Below are 24866 nucleotides of genomic sequence, written 5' to 3' on the forward strand. Positions count from 1 at the left end.
GGCAGAGCGATGAAGTTCTATGACTACACGCCGGCGCCCAGTCCGCGCCGGGCCCGCATCTTCATGGCGGAAAAAGGCCTTGAGGTGGAAACCATACAGGTCGACCTGGCGGCAAAGGCGCAGTTCGATCCGGAGTTCCGGGCCGTCAATCCGCGCTGCACGGTACCGGCTTTGGTGCTCGATGATGGCACCGTGCTTTGCGACAATGCCTCGATCGCCCGCTATATCGAGGAGGAATTCCCGGATCCGCCGCTTTTGGGGACCACTCCCCTGGAAAAGGCCCTGGTGGCCGAATGGTGGGCCCGGGTCGAGGGCGAAGGGTTGATGGGCGTCGCGGAAGCCCTGCGCAACCGCTCGGAATTCTTCAAGGACTCGGCCATCACCGGTCCGGACCGCTATGCTCAGATCCCTGAACTGGCCGAACGCGGACGGGCTCGGGCGGAAGCCTTCATGGTGGTTCTGGACGAGCAGCTGGCGGACACGCCCTACCTGGCCGGTGACCGGTTCAGCGCGGCAGACATCGCCGCCTTCGTGTTTGTCGACTTTGCGGCCTGGATAAAGCTGAAGCCGGCGGACAATCAGTCGTCGCTGGCGCGGTGGCGCGAAGCGGTCGGCGCAAGGCCCAGCAGCCAAGCCTAGGCGCAAAACGAAAATGCCCGGGGGACTACTGGGTCCGCCGGGCATTTGCGTACGGGAGTGTCACTGAATCAGTAAGGTGATCGCTGCGGCGCGCGCTGGAAGTCGCGTACGAGTTCCTGGCTTTGAGCTTCGACCTGTGCCCACTCGTCTTCGGTGCGGCATTCGCGCTGCTGCGGCAGGCGCGAGCCGGTTCGCCGGACGCGACAGATCAGGACTTCCCCGTCCGGACTCATCTGGCGCACCTCGGCCGCATTGCGGGCGGTCGCTTCGGATGGTTCTCCGGTGGTGGCACAGCCTGTCGCCAGAAGTCCGGAAGCGAGAGCTAATATATAGAGTTTCATGCCTGTCTCCCCAATTTCATTCAGCCGGAGCGGGCAGGCCTGATCCGGACTGACTGATGCGTTGTGGGCGACTAGTATGCACGCGGGGCGGCATAATCGAAAGACAATTCAGGCAAGGGTGCCGGCGAGGGTGGCCCGGTGAAAAAAATGCGCACCGTTTCCGGCGCGCATTTCTCAAGGCTTGTCCAGGGTGACCCGGAGCGTTCGGCTGTGCCTAGTTCTCGCCTTCGAACGGGCTTTGCTGCGGCGAACGTTGCATGTCGCGCGCGTACTCCTGGCTCTGCTCGCGAACGCGGGCCCACTCCTCGGCGGTGCGGCAAACACGGCGAGACGGAAGCCGGGTGCCGAGCGGCGTTTCGCGTTGGCAGATAACATCCTCATCGCCAGCGGCGGCGGTTTCGACGGCGTTTGCCGACGTATCGGTCGTCGTGGTCGCGCAGGCTGTAAGAAAAACACCGGCCGCCAATGCTGCGTACAACTTCATTACGGAACTCCCCAGAAAATCTCTTCGCAGAACGTATCAATGCTGTTGCGACGCACAAGACGAAATTGCGCTCCAGCAGTGGTTGCAATGTGGCGGTAACCTCTCGGTAACATATCAGCGACCGGTTTCGGATGCGTGCGAGCCGGTCGTGACGTGTTGGCCGGGATCGTGCGTTTCGAACCAGCGCAGGATTTCCGCTACTTTGCCCAGGAGCCGGCTGGGGCGGGAATTGGAAATACCGTGAAAGGCATCGGGAATGACGATCAGCCGCGTCGGGACCTGCCGCAGATGCAGGGCCGAATAGTATTGTTCGGTTTCGGCTCGTGGCGTGCGCAGATCTGCGCCGCCGACCATCATGAGCGTCGGCGTGGTGACGTTACCGACCAGGGAGAGCGGCGAGCGCCGCCAGTATTCGTCCGGGTCCTCCCACGGTGAACTGGCAAACCAGTACCGGTAGAAGAATTGCGGCAGATCGGAATAAAGCACGAAGCTGGTCCAGTTTATCACCGGTTTGACAACGGCCGCCGCGGCGAAACGGTCTGTGTTGCCGATGATCCATGCTGTCAGCACGCCGCCACCCGACCCGCCGGTCACGAATAGCCGATTGTCGTCGATGAAATCGCGCCCGAGCATATAGTCGATAGCGCCCATAAGGTCGTCGTAGTCATGCCCCGGATAGTCGTGATGGATGAGATTGGCGAATTCATAGCCATAGCTCGTTGATCCGCGCGGATTTGTATAGACGACCACATAGCCCGCCGCCGCCATCAGCTGCAATTCGGCCGAAAAGGCCGGTCCGTAGGCCGAAAAGGGACCGCCGTGGATTTCGAGGATCAACGGCCACTCCCGGTTGGCGTCGAAGTCCGGCGGATAAAGCACCCAGCCCTGGATTTCGCGGCCGTCATGCGGTGAGGCCCAGCGAATCTCCTCCGCTTCCGACAGGGCGATGTCCGCCAGGACATCCTCATTCAAGGCGGTGAGCGGTGAAAACGTGGCGCCGGCGCGGCCGAGGGCGATATCGGCCGGCCGGGTCGACGATCCGATGGTAGCGGCAATGTCGCCGCTGGCCGCCAGTGAATAGCTGCCGCCCGTGTAGGGCCGGCCAAACGTTGCACCGATCAGCCCATCGGCGACGATCTCGATTTCGCCCTCCAGCGAGACCCGGGCGAGGCGGGTCCGGCCATGATCGTCATACTGCACATAGATCCAGTTCCCGTCGGCGCTCCATTGCGGATCGGAGACCGATCGGTCGAGCGTGGCGGTCAGGGAGCGCGCGCCATTCCCGTCGGCATCGGCCAGATAGAGTTCGACATTGTGATAGCCCATGCGCCGGTCGTCATAACCCAGATAGGCAAGATGGCGGCCGTCGGGCGAAGGCCGGGGAGCGGTGTCGGGCCCCTCGCGATCCGTGATGGTGGTAAAGGCGCTGTCGTCCAGCGCAATCCGGTGCAGTTCGGTGTCGGGAGGGAGGTGTTCGGCATCCAGCCGGCGGTCCGCCGAAACCAGCAGGCTCTGCCCGTCGGCCGACCAGGCAAAGTCGCCGGAAACGCCGGGTGCACCGCGGGTCAGTTGGCGCGGCTCACCGCCATCGGCGGCGATGACAAAGAGCTGCTGATGCCCCGTCGGGATCGTGCCGGCACCGTCGAAGCGGAAATTCAACCGGTCCTCGACTTGCGCGCCCGTGGCCCATTCCATGCCCGCGCCGCGTTCCGGCAGGTCCGCAGGATCGACACCGGGTGCCGGGACGAAGGCAGCCCAGGCAAGCTGTGTGCTGTCGGGCGACCAGGCAAGGCCGGATTGCCCGGTCTCCAGCGTCGCGAGCTTTTGGTGTGAACCGCTATCGACGTCGAACACGTAGAGTGTGGTCGTGTCGTCGACGCTTCGCACATAGGCCAGGCTGCGCCCGTCCGGAGACCAGCGCGGTGCGCTGGTCTGTCCCTCGTCTCCGACAAGCGCGCGATGGCCAGAACCATCTGCACCAATCACCCACACAGCCGACAGGGTCTGATCCGTGGCGATGTCGTTGCTGCGGCGAACATAGGCTACGACCGAACCGTCCGGAGCGATCTGCGGATCGGTTGCGGCTTCCAGATCGAACACGTCCGCTGGCTGCAGGGGTGTTGCGGCCTGGCCAAGAACGGCGCCTGTCAGAAATCCCGACGCAAGCGCCGCCACAACCGTCTTGAACATGTTCGTCCTCCATCCCTTTGGCGGCCATCTAAGACGGGCGGGACGGCAACGGCAATCTCTGCGCTGTTCGTGGTAATGTGACAGACATGCAACAGCCCCGGCGAAAACGCTCTCAGGAGGCCGCACAACTGCCTAATGGTAGCGTCACCGCCGATTTTCGGCTTCACCCACGGTAAGATATCCCTCAATGTCCCGACGGAATCCGTCTCGGGCATCGCAGTTGGATTCGTCACAATAAGGCGGCAACGCCCGCCAAAAACGGGAGGAAGTTAAAGCATGTCAGCGTCTCATCGCACAATTTTGCTCGCCGCTGCGTCGGCCGTAGCGCTCACCACCGGACAGGCGGTTGCGCAGCAGACCGAAAGCCGCACCGTAGACGTCATCACCGTGACCGCGCAAAAGCGCGAGCAGGGTATACAGGACGTGCCGGTTGCCGTGACGTCCTACAATGAGGAGTTGCTCCAGAATGCGGGCGTTCGCGATCTGAAGGATCTCGCGGTCATCGCTCCGGGTATCAACGTCACTTCAACCTCGAACGAATTCGTGACCACCGCGCGTATCCGCGGCATTGGAACGGTGGGGGACAATCCCGGTCTGGAGTCTTCGGTCGGCATTGTGATCAACGGCGTGCCGCGCGCCCGTAATGGTGTCGGCTTCAACGACCTGGGCGAACTCGAGCGTATTGAGGTGCTGCGTGGCCCGCAGGGCACTCTGTTCGGCGCCAATACGTCTGCCGGTATCATCAACATTGTCACCAAACGCCCCGAATTCGAGTTCGGTGCGCATGCCGAGGCTGAAATCTCCTCGGGTGAGGCTGACGGTTGGGGGATCTCGGGCGGTATTACCGGGCCCATTGCGGAAGGCGTTGCAGCCCGGGTCTATGGCGCGCGGCGTCAGCGCGATGGCTGGCTCGATGTCGACACGTTCGGTGGTCCGCGCACTGCGACCGAGGACGGAAACCAGGACTTCTACACGCTGTCGGGTCAGGTCCTGTTCGAGTTCAACGAGAACGTGAACCTGCTTGTCGGTGCTGACTATACCGAGCGTGACGAGGATTGCTGTGGCGCGCCGAGCATCGTTTCCGGCCCGTCCGCTCCGATCATCAATGCGCTGGTTCCCGGTGCGCGTCCGATGCCCGGCTCCGAGGATCCGTTCAGCCGTCAGATCCAGGCCAACCGTTCCACGCTCCAGGAAATCGAGGACCACGGTATCCAGGCCGAATTGAACTGGGCTTTCGACGGATTCGACGTCACGGCGATCGTGTCCGACCGGTCCTATTCGCTGGTCTCTGGCCAGGATACGGATTTCACGGGTGCGGATATTGTCTTCCGCGACCCGTCGATGAATTCCTTCGATTTCGACAACACGACATTCGAAGCCCGGATTTCCGGTTCGACCGAGAATTTCGACTGGATGTTCGGCACCTATTACGCCCAGGAAGATCTGATGCGGCGTGACGCCATCCAGTATGGCGCGCATTTCGAGACCTATCTGTCGCTGCTGGGTTCGAGCGGTGCGTCGCCGACCCTGGTGACCGACCTGGCCAACGGTCTCGGCCTGACCTTCATCCCGGGGTTCACGCCGATGGCGCCGGGGGCGGGGATTCCGCTCAACAGCGGCAATCCGAACGGCGACACCTACACGCAGGACGGGGAAAGCCTGTCCTTCTTCACGCACAACACATGGCGTCTGGGCGAGAATACCGACTTGACCTTCGGTCTGCGTCACACCTCGACCGAAAAGACGGCGACGTTCGATTTCGCGGACTCCAACACCCCGGCATGTGACGTCTGGGAAGCCGTGTTCGGCGATGCGCTTGACTGGTCGACGCCGACCAATCAGGCGATCCTCGCCGGCTTCTCTGCCGGTTCCGGGGTTCCCGTGCCCGGCCTGATCCAGTTCGGTACCTTCACCTGCCTGCCGTCGGCACGCGATGTCTACAGCCGGATCGACAACACCCAGTCGTTGGAAGAAAACGAAACCTCGGGCCTGTTGTCGCTGTCGCACCGGTTCAACGATGACCTTCTGGTCTACGGAACCTATTCGCGCGGCTACAAGGCTGGCGGGTACAATCTCGACCGCTTCATCAGTTCGGGTTCGGCCGATGTGAACTTCACGGCTGTTCTGGCCGATCCGTCTTCCTATCCGGCACGGTTCGATCCGGAACTGGTGGACAGCTATGAACTGGGGATCAAGACCGAGTGGGCCAACGACACCGTCCTGGCCAACTTCTACATCTTCCAGTCGATCTTCGAGACCTATCAGTTGAACACGTTCAACGGGATTTCCTTCTTCGTCACCTCGATCGACGGTGCGTCGACCCAGGGCGCGGAAGCCGAGATCCTGTGGCTGCCCGACGCGATCCCGGGGCTGACCCTGCAGGGTGGCGTCACCTATGCCGACGCCACCTATGACGAGTTCGCGCCGACCGGTGTGGCCGATGTGGACCGCCTGTCAGGCCAGAACTTCTCGCTGGCACCGGAATGGTATGCATCGACTTCCGTCAGCTATCGCGGCGATCTCAACGAGAACCTCGACTGGCTGTGGCATATCGATGCGCGCTGGATGTCCGAGCAGAACACCGGTTCCGATCTTGATCCGGAGAAGGTTCAGGACGCTTATGCCATCTTCAATGGCCGCGTTGGCCTGCAGGCGGACGACGAGTCCTGGGGCGTAGAGCTCTGGGGCCGGAACCTGTTTGACGAGGACTATATCCAGGTCGGTTTCGACGGTCCCTTCCAGCCGGGTTCGTTCAATGCCTTCCTCGGCCAGCCGCGCACCTACGGCGTTACTCTCCGCGTGCGCCGCTAGATCTGGACCGCAAGGTCGACGGGAAGGGCCAGGGCACATGCTCTGGCCCTTTCGCGTACACGGTTATGCGGGCTGGGGTTTGCGCTCTGGAGATACCCCTTTTTTAATGCTACTTCCCGGATTCGGGATTCTGCCCTGAATCCGCCGATTTGTGCTGATTGAACCCTGTACGGGACGGTATTTCACGCGATGACGAAATTCACGATGACATCCCGGGTTCGCAATTTTCTGCTGATCTCGGCGGCGGCCGTGGTTGCTGTAGCGGCTCTGCTGTTTTCAGTCGGTCCCTTCTCCGTCGGCGCCCTTGAGGCGCGTTTGCAGGCCGGGGCGGCGGAGGCACTGACATTGCGCGGTCACGATTGGGCGACCGTGCGTCTCGACGGCCAGCGCGCCATCGTCTCCGGCGCTGCCCCCAGTGACACGGCGCGGGCCGATGCCTTGTCCACCGTTGCGGCGTCGACCTGGTCGGGAGGACGGATTGCCGGCGGTGTGACACGGGTTGTTGACCAAACCATCGACGCCCGGCTCGAACGAGGCTTCGTCTTCCGCGCCGACGTTGCCCTGAACGGTCGTGTACTGATCCGCGGCGACGCGACCGACGCCGCCGCGCGCGATGCGATTACCCGCTATGCAGATGCAAATTTCTCCAACGGTGCCGATACAGACCTCACCCTGGTGCCGGGCGGATCGCCGTCCCCGGACTGGGAGGAGGCGGCCAAGCGTCTGCTTGGCCAGCTGGCGCGTCTGGATCGCGGTGCCATCGTGCTGCAGTCGGATACCGGTGCGCTGATCGGCGAGGCTGCCAATCCGCAGATCGCCCAGTCTGTTGCCGCGGCGCTTTCCAACATGCCGCTGCCTTACCGGGCGGCCTGGATCGTGACGCCGGCCGGCGCGCCGGCCGTCAGCCGGGTCCCGGATGTCGATGCCTGCGCGGCCATCGTGCGCGCAGCCCAAGGGGCCGAAACGCTGCGCTTCGACAGGCAGGGCGCCGCGCCCAGTCCTTTGACCGCCGTCGCGCTGCGGCGCGTCGGACGGGCCTTTGCGGCGTGCCCGGATGATGCCGTGCTGACGGTCAATGTCCTGCGTGAAGCGCTGGAGGCCGGGCTGGATCAGGCGCGACTCGACGAGGTCGGCCTTCTGGTAAGCCAAGGTGTGGCTGAAAATCCGCGCATCATCGTGCAGCTGGTCCAGGACCAGGATGCTGCAATCCGTTTTTCCATCTCGACGCTTGAGGGGTAAGGCATGTTCTGGCTGATCTGGCAAATGGGTGTTCTGCTGTTGATCGCGATCGGGTTCGGCGTGTTCATCGGCTACCAGATCTGGAGTGGCGATGCGCGCAGTGCTGAGGCCGACAAGGCGCTCGCCGAGAATGCGCGGCTGCGGCGGGAGAACGAGACCCTGGCCCGGCGCCTGGGTGAGGCATCGACCAGATCCGCCGTCGCTGACACGCGTGGGCCGGAGGCTCCGGCGGCGGCTGAAACCACGCCTGGGCCGGTCGAGCCGGCGAAATCCGGAGCGGCCGGCGAACCGGCCGGAGCCACCGCGGAACCGGCCGGCGAGGACGATCTGACCCGCATCAAGGGGTTGGGCCCCAAGGCCGAAGCTGCCCTCAAGGCAGGCGGGATTACCAGACTGAATCAGATCGCCGAATGGACCGAGACGGATATCGAGGTCTGGGATGAGCGGATCAATGGCCGCGGGCGCATCGTGCGCGACAATTGGGTCGCCCAAGCGAAGGATCTGGCCGGGTGATGCGGCGGCCCGCGCGATGACTCAGGCTGAATTCAACACCTATTGTGCGTCCCTGCCGGCGACGACGCACGTCGTGCAATGGGGTGGGGCGGATGTCTGGAAAGTGGGCGGGAAGGTCTTTGCCGTCGGCGGCTGGGCCGAGCACGGCCATCCCGGCATCACCTTCAAGGTCACGCCGCTCTCCTTCGAAATCCTCAAGGAACAGCCTGGCCTGCGCCCGGCCCCCTATCTGGCCTCCCGCGGCATGAGCTGGATCCAGGACTATGAAAAGCCCGGTCTCCCCGACGATGATCTCAAGGCCTATATCGCGCACTCCCACAAACTGGTGAGCGAGGGATTGTCGAAGAAACTGCAGCGCGAGCTGGGACTGATCGATTAGCGTTCTGCCGTGTAGTCCAGCACTGCCCGCGCATCATAGGCCTGGGGCAAGTCGGGGCGATCTCCGGAACGCACGAGCATTTCCAGCACAACTTCCTTTTCGCCCGCCCTGCCGTCGATGCGAATCCCCACACCGACGCCGGAGCCCCTGAAACGACCCGATCCCCAAGTGTGGCCGACCGATCCGCCCACGCCTACCGGGTTGCGGTCATTGCCCTCGCGGTGACGCGAAACAACCTCGAACCAGTCGCCACCCTCGCGCAGCGTGATCTCTGCCGCACGGCGCAGGGCGTAGTCTTCGGCCTGTTCGAACGTGATATCGCTTCCGCCCGAAAAACGCACACGGTAGCGATCCTGCTCGATCCGCATCTCTGAATACCCGCGACCCGAATCCGCCGCCGGGGCGTAAGTGGTCGGGGCGCTGGCGCAGGCGGCCAATGTCAGGGCGATGAGGGGGAAAAGTGTGCGCATGCCATATCCTCGCAAGACCGTCGGCGACATCGTGCCACAGACTGCCTGACCCCGCGATGAATGTCAGGCCGCGCTGTCCTCCATCCCCATCCGTTCCAGCATGACAAGTGCGCTGTCCGCGATGACAGTGCCCGGCGGGAATACTGCGGCTGCACCCATCTGTCTGAGGACCGGCTCGTCGTCGGGGGGGATAACGCCGCCGACAATGACCAGAATGTCCTCGCGGCCCTTGTCGCGCAGGGCGTCGCGCAGTTCGGGCACCAGGGTAAGATGCCCGGCCGCAAGAGAGGAGGCTGCTGCGGCGTGCACGTTTTCGGCGGCGGCAAGCTCGGCGGCTTCTTCCGGCGTCTGGAAGAGCGGGCCGATCACCACGTCCCAGCCCAGATCGGTATAGGCCGAGGCGACGACTTTCTGGCCCCGGTCATGGCCGTCCTGTCCGAGCTTGGCGATGAGGATTTTCGGCTTGACGCCGTGGCGCTTCTCGAACGCTTTCGCCAGGGCCTTGGCACGTTTGACACGGTCATCGCCGCCTGCGGCCTCGCCATAGATACCGGTCACCGCCCTGATCTCGGCGACATGACGTTTAAAGGCCCGCTCCATGGCGCCGGAAATCTCGCCGACAGTCGCCTTGGCGCGGGCCGCATCGACCGACAGGGCGAGGAGATTGCCTTCGCCGGTCTCCGCACCGCGGGCCAGGGCGTCCAGCGCGGCCTCCACGGCGGCCGGATCGCGCTCGGCGCGCAGGCGTTCCAGCTTCTCGATCTGCTGTTTGCGGACCATGTAATTGTCCACCTTCAGGACCGGCACATCCTCTTCCTCATCGAGACGGAATTTGTTGACCCCCGTGATGGTCTGGCGGCCGCTATCGATGAGTGCCTGGGTGCGCGCGGCGGCTTCCTCTATGCGCAGTTTGGGGATGCCGGCCTCGATGGCCTTGGCCATGCCGCCGAGCTCGTCGACTTCGGCGATGTGATCGAGCGCCTTCGCGGCGAGATCATGGGTCAGGCGCTCGTTGTAGTGACTGCCGCCCCAAGGATCGATGGCATCGCAAAGATGCGCTTCTCCAGCCAGCAATAGCTGGGTATTGCGGGCGATACGGGCCGAGAAATCGGTCGGCAGTGCCAGGGCCTCGTCCAGGGAGTTCGTGTGCAGGGATTGCGTATGTCCGTCGACGGCGGCGATGGCCTCAAGCGCGGTCCGGCCCACATTGTTGAACACGTCCTGGGCGGCCAGCGACCAGCCCGAGGTCTGACAGTGCGTGCGCAGGCAGATCGACTTGTCGGATTTCGGCGAGAAGCGCTCCTTCACCAGCTTGGCCCACAAGAGGCGCGCTGCGCGCAGCTTGGCAACCTCCATGAAGGTATTCATGCCGATCCCGAAGAAGAAGGAGAGGCGCGGTGCGAAGGCGTCGACGTCCAGGCCCGCCTCGGTGCCTGTCCGGATGTATTCCAGCCCGTCCGCGATCGTATAGGCCAGTTCCAGATCCGCCGGCGCACCCGCTTCCTGCATGTGATAGCCGGAGATCGAGATCGAGTTGAAGCGCGGCATGTGCTGCGAGGTGTACTCGAAAATGTCCGATATGATCCGCATCGAGGGCTGGGGCGGATAGATATAGGTGTTGCGGACCATGAACTCCTTGAGGATGTCGTTCTGGATCGTTCCCGACAGCTGTTCCGGCCTCACTCCCTGTTCTTCGGCGGCAACGATGTAGAGCGCCATCACGGGCAGGACGGCACCGTTCATGGTCATAGACACCGACATCTCGTCCAGCGGAATGCCGTCAAACAGGGTGCGGGTGTCGTAGATCGAGTCGATCGCCACGCCGGCCATGCCGACATCGCCGGACACGCGCGGATGATCCGAGTCGTAGCCCCGGTGCGTTGCGAGGTCGAAAGCAACCGAAAGCCCCTTCTGTCCTGCCGCCAGATTGCGGCGATAGAAGGCGTTGGAATCCTCGGCGGTGGAGAACCCGGCATATTGCCGGATTGTCCAGGGGCGCTGGAGATACATCGTGGGGTAGGGACCGCGCACGAAGGGGGTGGCGCCCGGGACCGACCGCGCAAAGTCGATCCCGAGCGTATCGTCCGAACGATACTGGGATTGCACCGCAATGCCTTCGGCGGTTTCCCAGGGCTCGCGCGAACCCGTGCCGGGACTTTGCGCATCTCCCAGATCGATGGCCGTGAAATCGGGGCCGTGATGGGTCATTGGGCGGCCTCCTCGAACCGGGCGGCAAAACGAATGGGCGCAAGGGCGCGCACGGGACGCTGGTATACCGGCCAGGTGTCGGCCGTCTCGACCGTGCGCGGATCCGGGTCGGCATACTGGGTGACACCGAGGATCTGGTCGGTGCCGGCCTCGTAGCGGTTGAGATGGGCGCGCCGCGCCTTTGCGATTTCCGACTGGAACCAGTCCGAGGACAATGCCGAGGCGAGCCCGCCCTTGCCTTCGATCTGCTGAAACAGCGTCCAGGCCTGTCGGGCGAGGGCATCGGACAGGGTTTCGTGAAGGTAGCTGCCGGCGGCCGGATCGGTGACCTTGCCCAGGTGGCTCTCCTCGGCCAGCAGGATATGGAGGTTGCGGGCCACGCGGCGGGCAAAGTGGGTGGGCCGTCCGATCGCGTCGGTCAGGGGGCGCACGGTGATCGCGTCGGCGCCGCCTGCGGCTGCCGCAAACCCGGCACAGGCATTGCGAATGAGATTGGTCCAGGGATCCTTCGCAGACAGCATGCGATGCGATGTGACGACGTGCAGGCTGAGCCGTCGCTTTTCCTCGGTGGCGCCGAAGCTTTCGGCGATGCGCGCGAAGATGCGCCGGGCCGCGCGCAGCTTGGCGATGGTCAGGTGGATGTCGGTGTCGGCCGCGAGGCGTGCCTCGATGGACTGGGCGGCTTCATCGGCGTCCAGGCCGGCCCTGAGTGCGAGGCGCATATAGGTCGCTGCGGACGCTGCCATCATGGCCAATTCCTGCACTTCGCTTCCGCCGGCCTCGAAGGCCAGCGATGCGTCGGCCCGGAAGATTTTCAGGAGGGGGAAGGCGGCGTGGGCCAGTTCGGCGATTTCCACGGCCTTGGGGAAGCATTGCTCGTCCAGCACCTCGCCTTCGCGCGCAGCGCGTTCGACGGGGGCAATGCCGAGCCCGCCGCGCACCTGTTCACCGTCGACCCGGCGGCGTGCCATCAGTGTCAGGAAGACATGGGCGTGATGGCCCTGGCTTCCCAGGCTGTCGAGATGGATGGGCGCCAGGGTGAGATCGACACCCTTCAGCGTCGCATCCATCTGGTCGACATCGTTTGCCTTGAGGCCGAACTGGCCCGTCGGGTCCAGGCGCAATTCCAGCTCCGACACGCCGCCGACCAGATCGGCCAGGGCCGCAGCATTGGCGGTGTCCGGGGCGGGTTCGACGAGGGTCTGGCGCATGCCCCAGGGAAGGTGAAGGTCGCGTGGGGCCGCATCGACCGCATGCGATCCCTCGGGGCGATCGAAAAAGACCGGGCCGCGAGCGATACCGTCGACCGTGGTGCGGCCCAGCGTCTCGTCGAAGTCCGAACCGCGCAGCGCCTTCTCGGCCAGGGCGCGCCAATTCTCTGGAGAGGCCGGGGGAAATCCTGCAGCCAGTTCGCGGATAGTCTCGGTCATGCGTGGATTCCCTCGATTTCCTGGTTCTTGTTCTGGCGCGGAGAAAAAGCGCGCACGGCCCGTGCGTCAAGTGCTCCGTTCGGGCGTGGACAGTGCGCGCGAGTATCCCCGCCCCGGCGCGATCGCCCACACTTGCCGCCAGCCCAAGGAGACACGAATGAGCGAAACCAGCCCCAATCTCGGCCTTCCCCTGGTCATGCCGGCCCAGGCGCAGAAACATGTGACGGTGAATGAAGCTCTGTTGCGGCTCGATGTCCTCGCGCAGGCCTGCGCCGAGAGCCGCAGCGTCTCGGCACAGCCGGCCGATCCGCCCGAAGGAGGCTGCTGGATCCTGCCGGCCGGTGCGTCGGGCGCCGACTGGTCGGGCATGATGGACCAATCCCTGGCCCTGTTCCGCGACGGGTATTGGAGTGAGATACGCCCCGCCGCCGGCTGGCGCGTCCACGTTCGTGACGAGGGGCGTTGCCTCACTTTCGATGCCGGGCGGGCGGCCTGGCTCAGCGCTGCGACCTCGACCGTCCTGGCTGCGGGCGCGGGTGGTGCGGCGACAGAGGCGGTGCTGATCGAGGAAGAACTCGCTGGCCTGGCTGGAGCCTCCGTATCGTCGTCTGTGACGATACCGGCGCGCAGCGTGGTGTTCTGCGTTTCCGTCACAACGACCGAAACGATCACGGGCGCAGTGTCATTCGATTGCGGCCTGAGCGGCGAGGCCTCGAAGTTCGGCGGTTCGCTGGGCATTTCGGCCGGGGCCAGCAATCTTGGTGTTGTCGGGCCGACGGCTTTCTACTCGGACACGCCGATTGTGCTTACGGCCAATGGGGGCGACTTTGCCGGTGGATCCGTCGCTCTTGCGATCCATGCCTGGAGACCACAGGCCCCCGCGGCCTAGAAGGCTTCGGTGGCGATGCGGTCCATGATGCGGTTGAGGACCGGCTGGGTGGTGTCGGTCATGCCGTGTCCGTTGACCGGGACCAGGTCGAACCCGGCATGCGGACAGGCTTCGGCCAGCTGGAAGGCGGCGCTGGCGGGACAGACCATGTCGTAGCGCGATTGCAGGATGTGCATTGGCAGGCCTTCGAGCCGGTACGCGTCACGCAGCAGCTGGTCTGGCTCCAGAAAGCACCCATTCCGGAAATAGTGCACTTCGATCAGGGAGTGCGCGGCGACGAATTCCGGTCCGCGGGCCTTCAGCCCGCCCAGGACGGCATCCGCCGGATTGTCGAGATAGGACAGCCGGTCTTCGTATTCGGTCCACCGGTACAAGGTCGACCGGCGCATCGCTTCCGGTGTGATGCCGGGCTCGTTCAGGCGTCTCAGGTCGGGCAGGCCTGCGGCCACTTCTGCCTGCATCTCGTCGAAACACCATTCCATGACGTCGGCGGGTAGAGACCACAAACGTTCGGGAACCGGGTCGATGAAGTTGGCCCAGGCGTCCGGGAATACGTTCCGAGCGCCGTCGGGACCATGCATCCAGGCCAGGTCGGATGGCCGGGCCAGGAAAATGCCCTCGACAACGAGGCCGCGGACACGTTCAGGATGGGCCTGTGAATAGGCCAGAGCCAGTGTCGAGCCCCAAGACGGGCCGAACACGATCCAGCGGTCGATCTGAAGATGCGAACGCAGGGTCTCGATGTCCTCGATCAGGTGCTCTGTCGTGTTTGCTTCCAGCGAAAGGTGCGGCGTCGATCGTCCGCAACCGCGCTGGTCGAACAGGATCAGGTTGAAGCGCTCCGGATCGAACATGCGGCGGTATTTCGGTGCGGCACCCGAGCCGGGCCCGCCATGCAGGAAGAGCAGGGGCAGGCCGCCGGCATTGCCGCACTCCTCGTAGGACAGGATGTGGCCGTCGCCGACGGGCAAGGTGCCTGTGCGACGCGGTTCGACTTCAGGGAAAAGATGGGTCATGGGACGAATCTAGTTTGCGTCCCGGAGCGCGCCAAGACGGGTTAGCGGCCTGTGGTCTCGACCAGGGGGCGCGCGCGCCGGCTGGCACGCTCCAGGCTCGACAGGCTCGCCGCCGGATCGTCGGCGTGGGGCCCGCTCTGCCTACCGCCAAGATGGACGACCGCCGTCCACCGGCAGATGTCATTCTCGTGGCGTGCCGTCATCTCGTGGACCAGGATGTCCGGACCGTCCGCGATCGGGCTGTAAACCGGTCGAACGCCGGGTCCCAGCCCGGTTTCAACCCGGACCTTGGCGGCTTCGAGATCGAGTGGGCAGGCTCGCCGTGCTGCGAGTTCTTCGGTCACATTGATCAGGGTGTAGACAAGTTCGGGGCGGTCAGCCGGGGCGGGGAGAAGACCCGCGGAGCGCAGCTCGGGTGCGAAGGCGGTTAGCGCCACCGCACCGGTCAGTGTACCGGCCAGCGCGGCCAAAGCCCGAAACACGTCGAGACGCATCATATCCCCCGAAAACCCCTGCCTGTATGGTCGACGGAAACTAGTTGTGTCGGGAAGTTGCGTCCAGCCGCGAAATCGGTGTGGATAATGGTGCCGCTAGAGTGATTTGAACACTCGACCTCTCCCTTACCAAGGGAACGCTCTACCCCTGAGCTATAGCGGCGCACCGTGTGCCTGTCGGCGACCAGAGAGCCGGGCGTATAACGCAAGGGGGCCTCCGCGCCAAGAGAGTCTTGACGCGATGTGCAGCGTTCGGCAGGACCAATTGCATGAGCGACACAGATAGCACGTCCGATCCCGCGCCGCGCAAACGCGCGCAAAAGCCCGAACCCGGATCCCGCGAAGACCGGCTGGCCGACGCCCTGCGCGCCAATCTTCGCCGCCGCAAGAGTGCGTCGAAGAAACCGGCGCCCGCCGCCGGCGCGGATGACAGTGCGGCTGCACAAACGGGCTCAGAAAAACCCGCAAAGCCGTCATAATGCCGCCCGCTTCACACGGCTCGATGCGCTGCATCGCAGCCACGTCATCCGAGTTCGGGGAGTAAGCATGGACCGTATCGTCATCCAGGGCGGCGCGCGCCTTGAAGGCCGCATCGCGATCAGCGGTGCAAAGAATTCGGCGCTCAAACTCATGGCGGCGGCGCTGCTGACGGACGAGCCTCTGACCCTGACCAACATGCCGCGCCTCGCCGATTCGCGTTTCATGGGGCATTTGCTGGCCCGTCTCGGCGTGCGCGTGGAGGAGGGCCCCGGCGCGCAGATGCAATTGCATGCGGCCGAGATCGGCGACACGTTCGCGCCCTACGATCTGGTGCGGAAGATGCGGGCGACTTTCAACGTCCTCGGCCCGCTGGTCGCGCGGGAAGGCCAGGCCCGTGTCTCTCTGCCGGGCGGGTGTGCCATAGGCGCGCGGCCGGTCGATCTGCATCTCAGGGCGCTTGAAGCGCTGGGGGCCGAGATCGAGCTGTCCGAGGGCTATGTCGACGCGCGCGCGCCGAAGGGTGGTCTGGTCGGTGCAGAGATCGACCTGCCGTTTGCCTCCGTCGGCGCGACCGAACACACGATGCTGACGGCCTCCCTGGCGCGCGGCGAGACTGTTATCGAGAATGCCGCACGCGAACCTGAAATCGCCGACCTGGGGGCCTGCCTTACCGCCATGGGGGCGGTCGTGGAAGGTGCCGGTACGAGCACGATCCGCATTCAGGGGCGCGAGCGTCTCAAGGGTATCACCCACCGTGTCGTGGGCGACCGGATCGAGACGACGACCTATGCTCTGGCTGTTGCGGCCGCGGGCGGGGACGCTGTTCTGGACGGTGCGGTTTGGGCCCATAACAAGGCGCTCTGGGCGGCAATGCATGAGGCGGGCGTGACCGCCGAACCGGCTGATGAGGGCGTGCGCGTGGCGCGCAATGGCGACCGGCTGGACAGTGTCGATATCGAGACCCAGCCCTTCCCGGGTTTTCCCACAGATGCCCAGGCGCAGTTCATGGCCCTGATGACCCTGGCGGCCGGCACATCGGTCATTCGCGAGACGATTTTCGAGAACCGTTTCATGCACGCACCGGAACTGGCCCGTCTGGGGGCGGATATCACCGTGCATGGCAATGAAGCCATAGTGCGCGGGGTCGCGCGGTTGAAGGGCGCGCCCGTCATGGCCACCGACCTGCGCGCCTCGGTCTCACTGGTTATCGCCGGACTTGCCGCGGAAGGGGAAACCGTGGTCAACCGGGTCTACCACCTCGATCGCGGCTTCGAGCGCCTGGAGGCGAAACTGTCGGGTTGCGGCGCGAGGATCGAACGTCAGTCCGAATAGCGGGAGCTGAAACAGCTTGAGCCGAACCGATACGCCCCTGCGCCTGGTCGCTCTGGATGCCGACGATCTCGAACCGGTCTCGGCCGCGCTCCAGGATGCCGTCGCCCTGTTGGGCGATTTCGAGTTTTCGCAGCGCCAGCAGGCGTTCACCATCGCTTTCAACCGTTTCCGTTGGGAGTCGGGCCGCCGTAACCGGCGTATACGCTGCGGCCTGCAGATCGGACGGGTCACGGCGGCGCGCACCCTGAATATCCGTCAGGGCGCGGCCAATGCTGTGGTCAATCTGCTCGCCATTCGCTTCGAACCGGGCGAGGAGCCCGCCGGCACGGTGGTGCTGGTATTTTCGGGTGGCGGCGAGCTGCGCCTTGATGTGGAATGCCTGGACGTCGTGATGGCTGACCTGACCGCGCCCTGGCGCGCGGCCGGACGGCCGGCCCACGACAATGACGTTGACGAAGGGGCCAAGAGCGAATGAGCGACGCGCCGGACCGGATCGTGCGGATCGATCTCGATGCCGCCAGCATGGGCCCCGGCGATGTCAATGCCGATCACGAGCGGCGGGTCGCAATCGCCGACCTTCTCGAGGCGAACCGCTTCCGTCCGGCGGCCGAGGCCGACGGCCCCTTCGCCCTGCGCCTGGCAATCGAGGATGACCGGCTGGTCTTCGATGTGCGCCAGGAAGATGACACGCCTGTGCATGCCTTCGTCTTCGCGCTGGGGCCGCTGCGGCGCATCATCAAGGACTATTTCCTGATTTGCGAAAGCTATTACGAGGCGGTGCGGGATGCGCCGCTGGCCCAGATCGAGGCGATCGATATGGGCCGGCGCGGGGTCCACAATGAAGGTTCGACCCTTTTGCGCGAGCGCCTGTCCGGCAAGATCGAGGTCGATTTCGACACCTCGCGGCGCCTGTTCACGCTGATCTGCGCCCTGCACCGTCGGGCCGCATCGTGAGCGTGCCGTCCGTCCTCTTCGTGTGCGGGCGCAATGCGATCCGCTCGCCCATGGGGGCGGCGCTTTGGCAGAAGCGTTACGGGAAATCGGCGTCGGCGCGCTCCTGCGGGGTCATTCCGGCCGCCTTCGTCGATCCGTTCATGGTGTGCGTGATGCTGGAAGAAGGCATTGACCTGGAAGGCTTTTCCCCGATCGCCCTCAATGGCGTGGGAGATCCCGCCGCGCAGCTCGTGGTCTCCCTGTCCACCGCGGCGGACCGTACGGCACGGGATTATGCGGCCCGCACAGGCGCCGAGTTCCAGGCCTGGCCGATCCCCGACCCGTCGGAAACGGGTGGCAATCGCGATATGAGACTGGCGGCCTATCGCGAGACCCGCGACGCCATCGCGGCGCGGATCGCGCAGTGGGATGCCAGCGTAAAAAGCGTCTGACGTCTCGACTTTGACCCATGAGAGGGACTATATAGCGCGCTCCGGGGCGCCGGCCGCACGGCGAGTCGGTGTTTCCCGTGCTTATGAAGGCCCGAGGCGGGCAAGGAATTGAGGAGCCGCATGGCGAAAGAAGAGTTGTTGGAATTCCCCGGCGAGGTGACGGAACTGCTTCCGAACGCGACCTTCCGGGTGAAGCTGGAAAACGATCACGAGATCATTGCCCATACTGCGGGCAAGATGCGCAAGAACCGGATCCGGGTTCTCGCCGGCGACAAGGTGCTCGTCGAGATGACGCCCTACGATCTGACCAAGGGCCGGATCACCTATCGTTTCAAGTAAGCCGCATTCCGGCGTGGTGACGCGATGACGGCTGCCAGCCCGGCCTCCATACACCCGCGCCTGATCCTGGCCAGCGCCTCGCCCCGCCGTCTCGACCTGTTGCGCGGAGCCGGCCTGACGCCCGACGCGGTCGAACCCACCCATATCGACGAGCACGAGATACCCGGCGAACTGCCCGGACCGTTGGCCCTGCGCCTGGCGCAGGAGAAGTGTGCGGCGCATCCGGGGGGGAATGCCTTTGTGCTGGCGGCGGACACAGTGGTGGGCCTGGGCCGGCGCATTCTGCCCAAGACGCTCGGGGCGGCCGAGGCCCGGCACTGTCTGGCCCTTCTGTCCGGCCGCAATCACCGGGTTTTCACCGGAATTGCCGTGCGCTCGCCCGATGGTGAAATGGCCTCCCGCGTGGTCGAAACGCGGGTGAAGTTCAAACGCCTCTCGGAAGGCGAAGTCGATGCCTACATCGCGTCCGGTGAATGGCACGGCAAGGCTGGCGGATATGGTATCCAGGGCCGGGCGGGTGTGTTCGTGGTCAATCTGATCGGCTCCTTTACGGGCGTGGTGGGGCTGCCGCTCAACGAGACGGCCAATCTCCTGGCCGGTCTGGGATATCCCGTCACGGCACGTATCGGAGAGAAGGACTAGGCGATGAACCGGCAGATCCTGGTCGAGGACAATATCGGCGAGACCCGTGCGGCGGTGGTCGAGAATGGCCGGATCGTGGAACTGCACCTGGATCGCTGGAGCGAGGCCGGAAAACGCGCCGTCGAGGGCGAGGTCTATCGCGGCCGGGTGCGCCGGGTGGAGCCGGCGCTGAATGCCGCCTTTGTCGATCTCGGCGTGGGCGAGGAGGGTTTTCTGCCCTTCGGCAAGGCCGGCCGGCCGAAAGGCCTGCACGAGGGGGCGGCGATCGGGGTGCGCGTCGCGCGCGAAGCCTATGCCGACAAGGGCCCCAATCTCGCACTTGTCGAAGTCGAGCCGGGCGATGCGCCGGAATGTCTCGAACAGGCCTCCATCCTGGCCCAGCGCCTGGTGAAGGCCTATGGCGAGGCCGATGCCGTCTGGGCCGACGAGACCGATTTCGATCTGGAGGCTGAATTTGACGCAGTGCTCGATCCCCAAACCCCGGTCCCGGGCGGGGGGGCGCTCTATATAGAGACGACCCGTGCAATGACGACCGTCGACGTCGATGCCGACGGACGCAAAGGGCAGGGAAATGCCGCCCAGCTGGCGGTTGCGCTCAATGTTTCTGCCGCCAAGGAGGCCGCCCGTCAGGCGCGTCTTCGCGGCCTAGGCGGGATCATTGCCATCGATTTTGTCCATATGCGCGGCCAACCCGATCGCAAAGCCGTGGAACAGGCCCTGCGGGGCGCGTTCAAACGCGACCGGGCCAAGGTGGATATCGCGCCGCTGTCGCAATTCTGTGTCGGCGAACTGGCCCGCCAGCGCCGCGGCCGCGCCATCGCGGAGATACTCACCGACCGGACCGGCGCCCTTTCGGTGGAAAGCTGTGCCCTGATAGCCTTGCGCCGGCTGATGGCCGAAGCCATCTCGGACCGCAGCCGCAAACAGCGGCTGGAGGTTTCGCCCGAAGTGCATGCCTGGCTCGACGCCGATCGCATCGCGTGGCGAGCCGCGCTGACCGAGCGCATCGGCCCGCGCTTCGATCTTGCCGAAAACACCGGTCTGGCGCGCGATGCCGCCCGCGTGAGCCGCGCCTGACCGGAACATGCAAGGAGGACATCCATGAAATGTCCCATCTGCCGCCAGCCGGCCCATCCCGATTTCAAACCCTTCTGCTCCAAGCGCTGCGCCGACGTGGATCTGGGCAAGTGGATGACCGACAGCTACGCCATTCCGGGTGAACCTGCGGACGTGGCCGAAGAGAATCCGCCGGGCGACGAGGACCGGTAGGGGCAGGATCGCTCTACTGCTTCCCGCGATCTCGTGCCCGGGGCCCGGCTAAACCAGGCCGGCTTATTTCCCGATCACGGGGCCTTCCGTGGCTTGACGGACCAGGCCAGCGAAATACTCGCAGGCGGTAAGGCTTGCGATCAGCCGATAGGGCCGGTGCCGATGCTATTGGTGTGGCTGCGAAACACGATGTCTACCCAGTCGATGCTCCGTAGTTCTTGACGGCGCCGTTGGCCCAGCGTTCGATCTTCTCGGCGCGCTCTGCATCGCTCATCATGAAGCGCGCATAGCGGCTCGAATACATGTTCTCCAGGTATTCTCGCGGCAGCCTGATGGAATTCACGACCTGATTGTAGGTTTCGCTATACTTTTTGGAAACTGACGCATTCTCGGTGCGCAGCTTGACAGGTAGTTGCAGAAAGGCCTCCAGGGCTGGCACGGTGGGGCGTGCCGGATGATCGATACGGAGTACGAGGGCTTCGACATTGTTCTTGTTATAGATCGACCAACCTGACTCATGATCGAAGTGTTGGCGTAGGAGATCGATGCCCAAGTGGTGGCGAATTTCCCTGTCGAAGAAGCGATTCGGCACATGGTGCGGGTATTCGTGCATAAAGGTCGCGATCAACTCGGGCGTTGGCGTGGACGTCAGATATTTCAGTGGTTGCGTCTGGAAGAAGGCGGAAATGTTTCGTGCAACCGGGTCGCGCACGGCGGTGATCAGGCGGATCCGCCCCGGATTTGTGGCAAGGTAAGCTGCCGCAGCCTCGGAGCGGAGAAGGTGCTCCATGGTGTCTGTCATGCCCCGCTCGCGGTATTGGCGTTGAACGCCGGCGATTACGCGCTTGTCCAGCGTGTGTATGTCGAGACAGTCAAGGCCGTGTAGAAACAGGGAATACGCAATACTCGACGATCCCACCTTGCCCATCGTCCACAATAGGATGGGAGATCGCCCCTGAATCAAGTCGGACACAGCCATAAACGCACCTTGTCTGGGCGGACTGTGTGTGCGCCTTCCTGCTTCAAGCAGAAACCAGAAGGCGCTCGACCCTCCGCATTTTTATCTGAAACTAGTGCGAGATAGCATACGCGGCCTTTCCAGGCCAAGGCGGCACGCGCGCGACTTGCAGATGCATGAACAAGGCTTGCGCTTTTATCGTGTCGGCATTGCGGGAAGAAAAATGGTGCCCGGGGGCGGATTCGAACCACCGACACGCGGATTTTCAATCCGCTGCTCTACCAACTGAGCTACCCGGGCCGATCAACGGCGCGCGGGCCGTCGTCGAGGACGCGGTTTATAGGGGCAGGCGGGGGACGTGTCCATGGGGGTTTTCAGCGGAATCTGCGCGGGGCGTGCGCACTACCGCTTGCCCCCGAATTCGTGGCAACCTGATGCGGGCACAGAGACACGAGGCCGCGCGATGACCGCCCCTTACAGACCCCATACCGAACTCGCCACGCATTCCGTCACCAATCAGCCGCCCCCGTTCGAAGATATCGATCTTTTCAAGAGCGACCGGGCGCTGCAGTCGGCGCTGGTCGCGGCGGGCGGGGACATGCATGCCGGCCGGCTGTCGGCGATGGGCGCGCGCTGCGGGTCGGGACAGACGGCGGACTGGAGCCGGCGGGCCCATGAGACACCGCCCAGGCTCAGGGCCTTCGACCGGTACGGCCACCGGCTCGACGAAGTGGAATTCCATCCGGCCTATCACGAACTGATGCGGCTGGGGCTCGATGCCGGCCTGTCATCCTGCGCCTGGAGCGAGGGGAAGGCGGGACATGTTCTGCATTCGGCCATGCTGTTCCTCATGACCCAGGCCGATGCCGGCGTGGTCTGTCCGATGTCGATGACCTATGCCGCCGTGGCCGCCTTGCGGGCCGAACCGGCCGTGGCCGGGGAATGGGAGCCGCGCATTGCGGTGGGCCGCTACGATCCGCGCTTCATCCCGGCCGATGAAAAGGCCGGCGTGACCGTGGGCATGGCGATGACGGAAAAGCAGGGTGGATCGGATGTGCGTGCCAATACGACGCGGGCCGTGCCGCTGGGCGAAGATGGTGCCTATGAGCTGACCGGGCACAAATGGTTCTGCTCGGCGCCGATGAGCGATGCCTTCCTGACCCTGGCGCAGGCCGAAGGCGGGCTGACCTGTTTTCTGGTGCCGCGCTGGCGCCCCGACCGCACGCGCAATCAGATGCATATCATGCGGCTGAAGGACAAGATGGGCGACAAGTCCAATGCCTCCTCCGAGATCGAATATCATGGCGCGTGGGCGCGGCGGGTCGGTGAGGAAGGGCGGGGTATCCGCACCATTATCGGCATGGTCCAGCACACACGGCTTGACTGCATTCTTGGATCGGCCGGCGGCATGAGGGCGGCCCTGGCCCAGGCGATGTGGCACACATCCCATCGCACGGCCTTCCAGAGGACGCTGATCGACCAGCCGGCGATGCGGTCCGTCCTGGCGGACCTGGCGCTGGAAAGCGAGGCGGCGACAGCGCTGGGGCTGCGCCTGGCGCGGGCCTTCGATCATGCCGTCACGAGCGAAGGCGAGGCGGCGTTCTCGCGCCTGGCTACGCCGATTGCGAAATACTGGGTGTGCAAGCGCCAGCCCGGCCTCGTCCATGAGGCGCTGGAATGCCATGGCGGGGCGGGGTTTGTGGAAGAGGGGCCGATGCCGCGCCTGTTCCGCCAGTCGCCGCTCAACGCGATCTGGGAAGGCTCGGGGAATGTCATCGCCCTGGATGTGCTGCGCGCGCTTTCGCGCGAGCCGGAGACATTGGAGGCCGTGCGGGCCGAACTGATGAGGGCGCACGGGGTCAACCGGTTTTACGATGCGCATCTTGCCCGGCTGGAGGACTGGTTCAAGCCCAGCACGCTGAACGAGGCGACGGCCCGGGCCTTTGCCGAGGATATGGCGCTGGCGCTCGAAGCGGCGGCCTTGCACCACGCGTCGCCGGATTATGTCTTTGACGGGTTCTGCGCGGTGCGGATGGATCCCGATCATCGCTCGCTGGCCTATGGCGCGCTGACCGCCGCGATCGATGTGGCTGCGATCATCGAACGGGCGAGCCCGGTCCAGTAGCGGAAGCGGGGAGGGCCGCGGCCCTCCCGCGGTTGCGCTAGACCAATTCCTTCAGCTTTTCCGCATTGAAATCGCTGAGTTCGTCGAACCGCCCGTCGCGCACCTTGGCGGCCCATTCCGGGTCGTTGATCAGGGCCCGGCCGACGGCAACCAGGTCGAACTCGTCGGCTTCCAGGCGTTCAATCAGGCCGTCGAGCGAGGATTTTTCCGAACCTTCGCCCATGAAGGAGCCCAGGAAGTCGGAATTGAGGCCCACCGAGCCGACAGTGATGGCGGGTTTGCCAGAGAGCTTTTTCGTCCAGCCGGCCAGGTTGAGGTCCGATCCTTCGAATTCGGGAATCCAGAAGCGGCGGGTGGATGCATGGAAGATATCGACGCCGGCATCCGAGAGCGGGGCCAGGAAACGCTCCAGCTCGTCCGGCGTCCCGGCGAGCCGGGCGCTGTAATCCTGTTGTTTCCATTGCGAAAAACGCAGGATGAGCGGCAGGCCGGCAGGAATTTCGGCTCGCACCGCCTTGACGATTTCCTGGACGATCGTGGTGCGGGCTTCAAGGCCGCCGCCGAACCGGTCGTCGCGCCGGTTCATGCCGTCCCAGAAGAACTGGTCCAGGAGATAGCCGTGGGCGCCGTGCAGTTCGATGGCGTCGAAACCGATCGCGGCCGCCGCTTTCGCCGACCTGGCGAAGGCGGCGATCGTGTCGGCGATGTCTTCCGCGCTCATCGGTTCGCCGACCTGTTTGCCGTTGGGCAGAATGCCGGAGGGGCTGTCGGAGGGGGCCTCCGGGTTCGGGCCGGTGCCGGGGCGCCGGGCCAGGCCGACATGCCAGAGCTGGGGCGCGATCTTGCCGCCGGCGGCGTGGACGGCCCCGACGACCTTGCGCCAGCCATCGAGCGATTCCGGGTTATGAAAATTGGGTATGGCCGGGTCGAAGCTGGCTCCGGGGCGGTCGACCGTCGTGCCCTCGGTGATGATCAGGCCCACCGCATTGGCCGCGCGGCGGCGATAATACTCCACTACGGGTTCGCCCGGAATGCCGCCGGGGCTCTTCGAGCGCGTCATGGGGGCCATGACGATGCGGTTGTTCAATTCCAGAGAGCCCAGGGAGAAGGGTGCAAACAGGGCTTTCATATCGGTCATTCTTTTCTCCTCGACCAAACCGTCGGCGCGATCAGTTAAGGATTTTGCCGCGCTTTTCCAGTGCCGCTTCTGAATTTCGAATATTCGGAATCGTC

At 64.5% G+C, this 24866-nt stretch carries 26 protein-coding genes and 2 tRNA genes; 16 read left to right on the forward strand and 12 right to left on the reverse strand.

Going from position 1 to position 24866, the window contains the following annotated elements:
* Positions 1-9: 9 nt before the first annotated feature.
* Positions 10-639: a glutathione S-transferase family protein gene (locus tag Q1U94_RS12785; protein WP_300545319.1), complete on the forward strand. Its 630-nt coding sequence runs from the start codon at positions 10-12 to the stop codon at positions 637-639.
* A 68-nt stretch (positions 640-707) separates the two neighbouring features.
* Here Q1U94_RS12785 and Q1U94_RS12790 read toward each other — a convergent pair whose 3' ends face one another.
* The 3 genes from Q1U94_RS12790 to Q1U94_RS12800 form a co-directional block, all read right to left on the reverse strand.
* Positions 708-980 (reverse strand): hypothetical protein, encoded by a 273-nt coding sequence (locus Q1U94_RS12790; RefSeq protein WP_300545322.1) that lies wholly within the window; start codon positions 978-980, stop codon positions 708-710.
* A 214-nt stretch (positions 981-1194) separates the two neighbouring features.
* The gene (locus Q1U94_RS12795) at positions 1195-1464 is read right to left on the reverse strand and encodes a hypothetical protein (RefSeq protein WP_300545325.1); all 270 of its coding nucleotides are present in this window, start codon (positions 1462-1464) and stop codon (positions 1195-1197) included.
* 114 nt (positions 1465-1578) lie between these two features.
* Positions 1579-3654 carry a S9 family peptidase gene (locus Q1U94_RS12800; protein ID WP_300545327.1) on the reverse strand — a complete coding sequence of 692 codons (2076 nt, stop codon included), beginning with the start codon at positions 3652-3654 and terminating at the stop codon, positions 1579-1581.
* Positions 3655-3930: 276 nt separating this feature from the next.
* On the opposite strand from Q1U94_RS12800, the gene Q1U94_RS12805 reads away from it, so the two are divergent.
* From Q1U94_RS12805 to Q1U94_RS12820, 4 genes are all read left to right on the forward strand, one after another.
* A complete protein-coding gene (locus tag Q1U94_RS12805; protein ID WP_300545329.1) occupies positions 3931-6465 on the forward strand; it encodes a TonB-dependent receptor in 2535 nt (844 codons plus the stop codon).
* A 204-nt stretch (positions 6466-6669) separates the two neighbouring features.
* A complete protein-coding gene (locus tag Q1U94_RS12810; RefSeq protein ID WP_300545331.1) occupies positions 6670-7704 on the forward strand; it encodes a hypothetical protein in 1035 nt (344 codons plus the stop codon).
* 3 nt (positions 7705-7707) lie between these two features.
* On the forward strand, positions 7708-8217 hold the full coding sequence (locus Q1U94_RS12815; RefSeq protein WP_300545333.1) for a hypothetical protein: 510 nt from the start codon (positions 7708-7710) through the stop codon (positions 8215-8217).
* 16 nt (positions 8218-8233) lie between these two features.
* Entirely contained in the window at positions 8234-8596 is a 363-nt protein-coding gene (locus Q1U94_RS12820) for an MmcQ/YjbR family DNA-binding protein (protein ID WP_300545335.1), read from the forward strand.
* On the opposite strand, the gene Q1U94_RS12825 is transcribed toward Q1U94_RS12820, so the two are convergent.
* From Q1U94_RS12825 to Q1U94_RS12835, 3 genes are all read right to left on the reverse strand, one after another.
* Positions 8593-9066: a hypothetical protein gene (locus Q1U94_RS12825; protein WP_300545337.1), complete on the reverse strand. Its 474-nt coding sequence runs from the start codon at positions 9064-9066 to the stop codon at positions 8593-8595. The genes Q1U94_RS12820 and Q1U94_RS12825 overlap by 4 nt on opposite strands.
* A 63-nt stretch (positions 9067-9129) precedes the next feature.
* Positions 9130-11274, reverse strand: a complete 2145-nt coding sequence (scpA, locus tag Q1U94_RS12830; protein WP_300545340.1) for a methylmalonyl-CoA mutase — start codon at positions 11272-11274, stop codon at positions 9130-9132.
* Positions 11271-12704: a methylmalonyl-CoA mutase family protein gene (locus Q1U94_RS12835; protein ID WP_300545343.1), complete on the reverse strand. Its 1434-nt coding sequence runs from the start codon at positions 12702-12704 to the stop codon at positions 11271-11273. Before Q1U94_RS12835 ends, scpA begins: the two co-directional genes overlap by 4 nt.
* Positions 12705-12861: 157 nt before the next feature.
* On the opposite strand from Q1U94_RS12835, the gene Q1U94_RS12840 reads away from it, so the two are divergent.
* The gene (locus Q1U94_RS12840) at positions 12862-13593 is read left to right on the forward strand and encodes a DUF2793 domain-containing protein (RefSeq protein ID WP_300545345.1); all 732 of its coding nucleotides are present in this window, start codon (positions 12862-12864) and stop codon (positions 13591-13593) included.
* Here the strand turns inward: Q1U94_RS12840 and pip are convergent.
* From pip to Q1U94_RS12855, 3 genes are all read right to left on the reverse strand, one after another.
* Entirely contained in the window at positions 13590-14609 is a 1020-nt protein-coding gene (gene pip / locus Q1U94_RS12845; protein WP_300545347.1) for a prolyl aminopeptidase, read from the reverse strand. The two genes, Q1U94_RS12840 and pip, sit on opposite strands and share 4 nt — an antisense overlap.
* 41 nt (positions 14610-14650) lie before the next feature.
* On the reverse strand, positions 14651-15106 hold the full coding sequence (locus Q1U94_RS12850; protein WP_300545349.1) for a hypothetical protein: 456 nt from the start codon (positions 15104-15106) through the stop codon (positions 14651-14653).
* A gap of 85 nt (positions 15107-15191) precedes the next feature.
* A tRNA-Thr gene (locus tag Q1U94_RS12855) sits at positions 15192-15266 on the reverse strand.
* A gap of 106 nt (positions 15267-15372) precedes the next feature.
* Here Q1U94_RS12855 and Q1U94_RS12860 point away from each other — a divergent pair.
* The 9 genes from Q1U94_RS12860 to yacG all read left to right on the forward strand — a co-directional run bounded on the left by Q1U94_RS12860 (position 15373) and on the right by yacG (position 20550).
* Positions 15373-15582 carry a hypothetical protein gene (locus Q1U94_RS12860; RefSeq protein ID WP_300545351.1) on the forward strand — a complete coding sequence of 70 codons (210 nt, stop codon included), beginning with the start codon at positions 15373-15375 and terminating at the stop codon, positions 15580-15582.
* Between the two features lie 67 nt (positions 15583-15649).
* A complete protein-coding gene (gene murA / locus Q1U94_RS12865) occupies positions 15650-16915 on the forward strand; it encodes a UDP-N-acetylglucosamine 1-carboxyvinyltransferase (protein ID WP_300545354.1) in 1266 nt (421 codons plus the stop codon).
* 16 nt (positions 16916-16931) lie between these two features.
* Positions 16932-17390: a DUF2948 family protein gene (locus tag Q1U94_RS12870; RefSeq protein WP_300545357.1), complete on the forward strand. Its 459-nt coding sequence runs from the start codon at positions 16932-16934 to the stop codon at positions 17388-17390.
* Complete coding sequence (locus Q1U94_RS12875) at positions 17387-17869, forward strand: UPF0262 family protein (RefSeq protein ID WP_300545359.1); 483 nt, start codon at positions 17387-17389, stop codon at positions 17867-17869. The genes Q1U94_RS12870 and Q1U94_RS12875 overlap by 4 nt, the downstream gene beginning before the upstream one ends.
* Positions 17866-18300 (forward strand): low molecular weight phosphatase family protein, encoded by a 435-nt coding sequence (locus Q1U94_RS12880; protein WP_300545361.1) that lies wholly within the window; start codon positions 17866-17868, stop codon positions 18298-18300. The genes Q1U94_RS12875 and Q1U94_RS12880 overlap by 4 nt, the downstream gene beginning before the upstream one ends.
* Before the next feature lie 120 nt (positions 18301-18420).
* Positions 18421-18639 (forward strand): translation initiation factor IF-1, encoded by a 219-nt coding sequence (infA, locus tag Q1U94_RS12885; RefSeq protein WP_019961978.1) that lies wholly within the window; start codon positions 18421-18423, stop codon positions 18637-18639.
* A gap of 24 nt (positions 18640-18663) precedes the next feature.
* Positions 18664-19281 (forward strand): Maf family nucleotide pyrophosphatase, encoded by a 618-nt coding sequence (locus Q1U94_RS12890; protein WP_300545364.1) that lies wholly within the window; start codon positions 18664-18666, stop codon positions 19279-19281.
* A 3-nt stretch (positions 19282-19284) separates the two neighbouring features.
* A complete protein-coding gene (locus Q1U94_RS12895; RefSeq protein WP_300545367.1) occupies positions 19285-20358 on the forward strand; it encodes a ribonuclease E/G in 1074 nt (357 codons plus the stop codon).
* A 24-nt stretch (positions 20359-20382) separates the two neighbouring features.
* Positions 20383-20550, forward strand: coding sequence for a DNA gyrase inhibitor YacG (gene yacG / locus Q1U94_RS12900; RefSeq protein ID WP_300545369.1), 168 nt, complete (start codon positions 20383-20385; stop codon positions 20548-20550).
* 193 nt (positions 20551-20743) lie between these two features.
* On the opposite strand, the gene Q1U94_RS12905 is transcribed toward yacG, so the two are convergent.
* Entirely contained in the window at positions 20744-21529 is a 786-nt protein-coding gene (locus tag Q1U94_RS12905; protein ID WP_300545373.1) for a putative capsular polysaccharide synthesis family protein, read from the reverse strand.
* Between the two features lie 203 nt (positions 21530-21732).
* Positions 21733-21808 (reverse strand) — tRNA-Phe (locus tag Q1U94_RS12910).
* Between the two features lie 163 nt (positions 21809-21971).
* Between Q1U94_RS12910 and Q1U94_RS12915 the strand changes: the two genes are divergently transcribed.
* Positions 21972-23633, forward strand: coding sequence for an acyl-CoA dehydrogenase family protein (locus tag Q1U94_RS12915; protein WP_300545375.1), 1662 nt, complete (start codon positions 21972-21974; stop codon positions 23631-23633).
* A 37-nt stretch (positions 23634-23670) separates the two neighbouring features.
* Here the strand turns inward: Q1U94_RS12915 and Q1U94_RS12920 are convergent, their stop codons facing one another.
* Positions 23671-24771: an NADH:flavin oxidoreductase gene (locus Q1U94_RS12920; RefSeq protein WP_300545378.1), complete on the reverse strand. Its 1101-nt coding sequence runs from the start codon at positions 24769-24771 to the stop codon at positions 23671-23673.
* Positions 24772-24866 lie beyond the last annotated feature (95 nt).

The sequence above is a fragment of the Maricaulis sp. genome, assembly GCF_030149515.1.
Lineage (GTDB): Bacteria > Pseudomonadota > Alphaproteobacteria > Caulobacterales > Maricaulaceae > Maricaulis.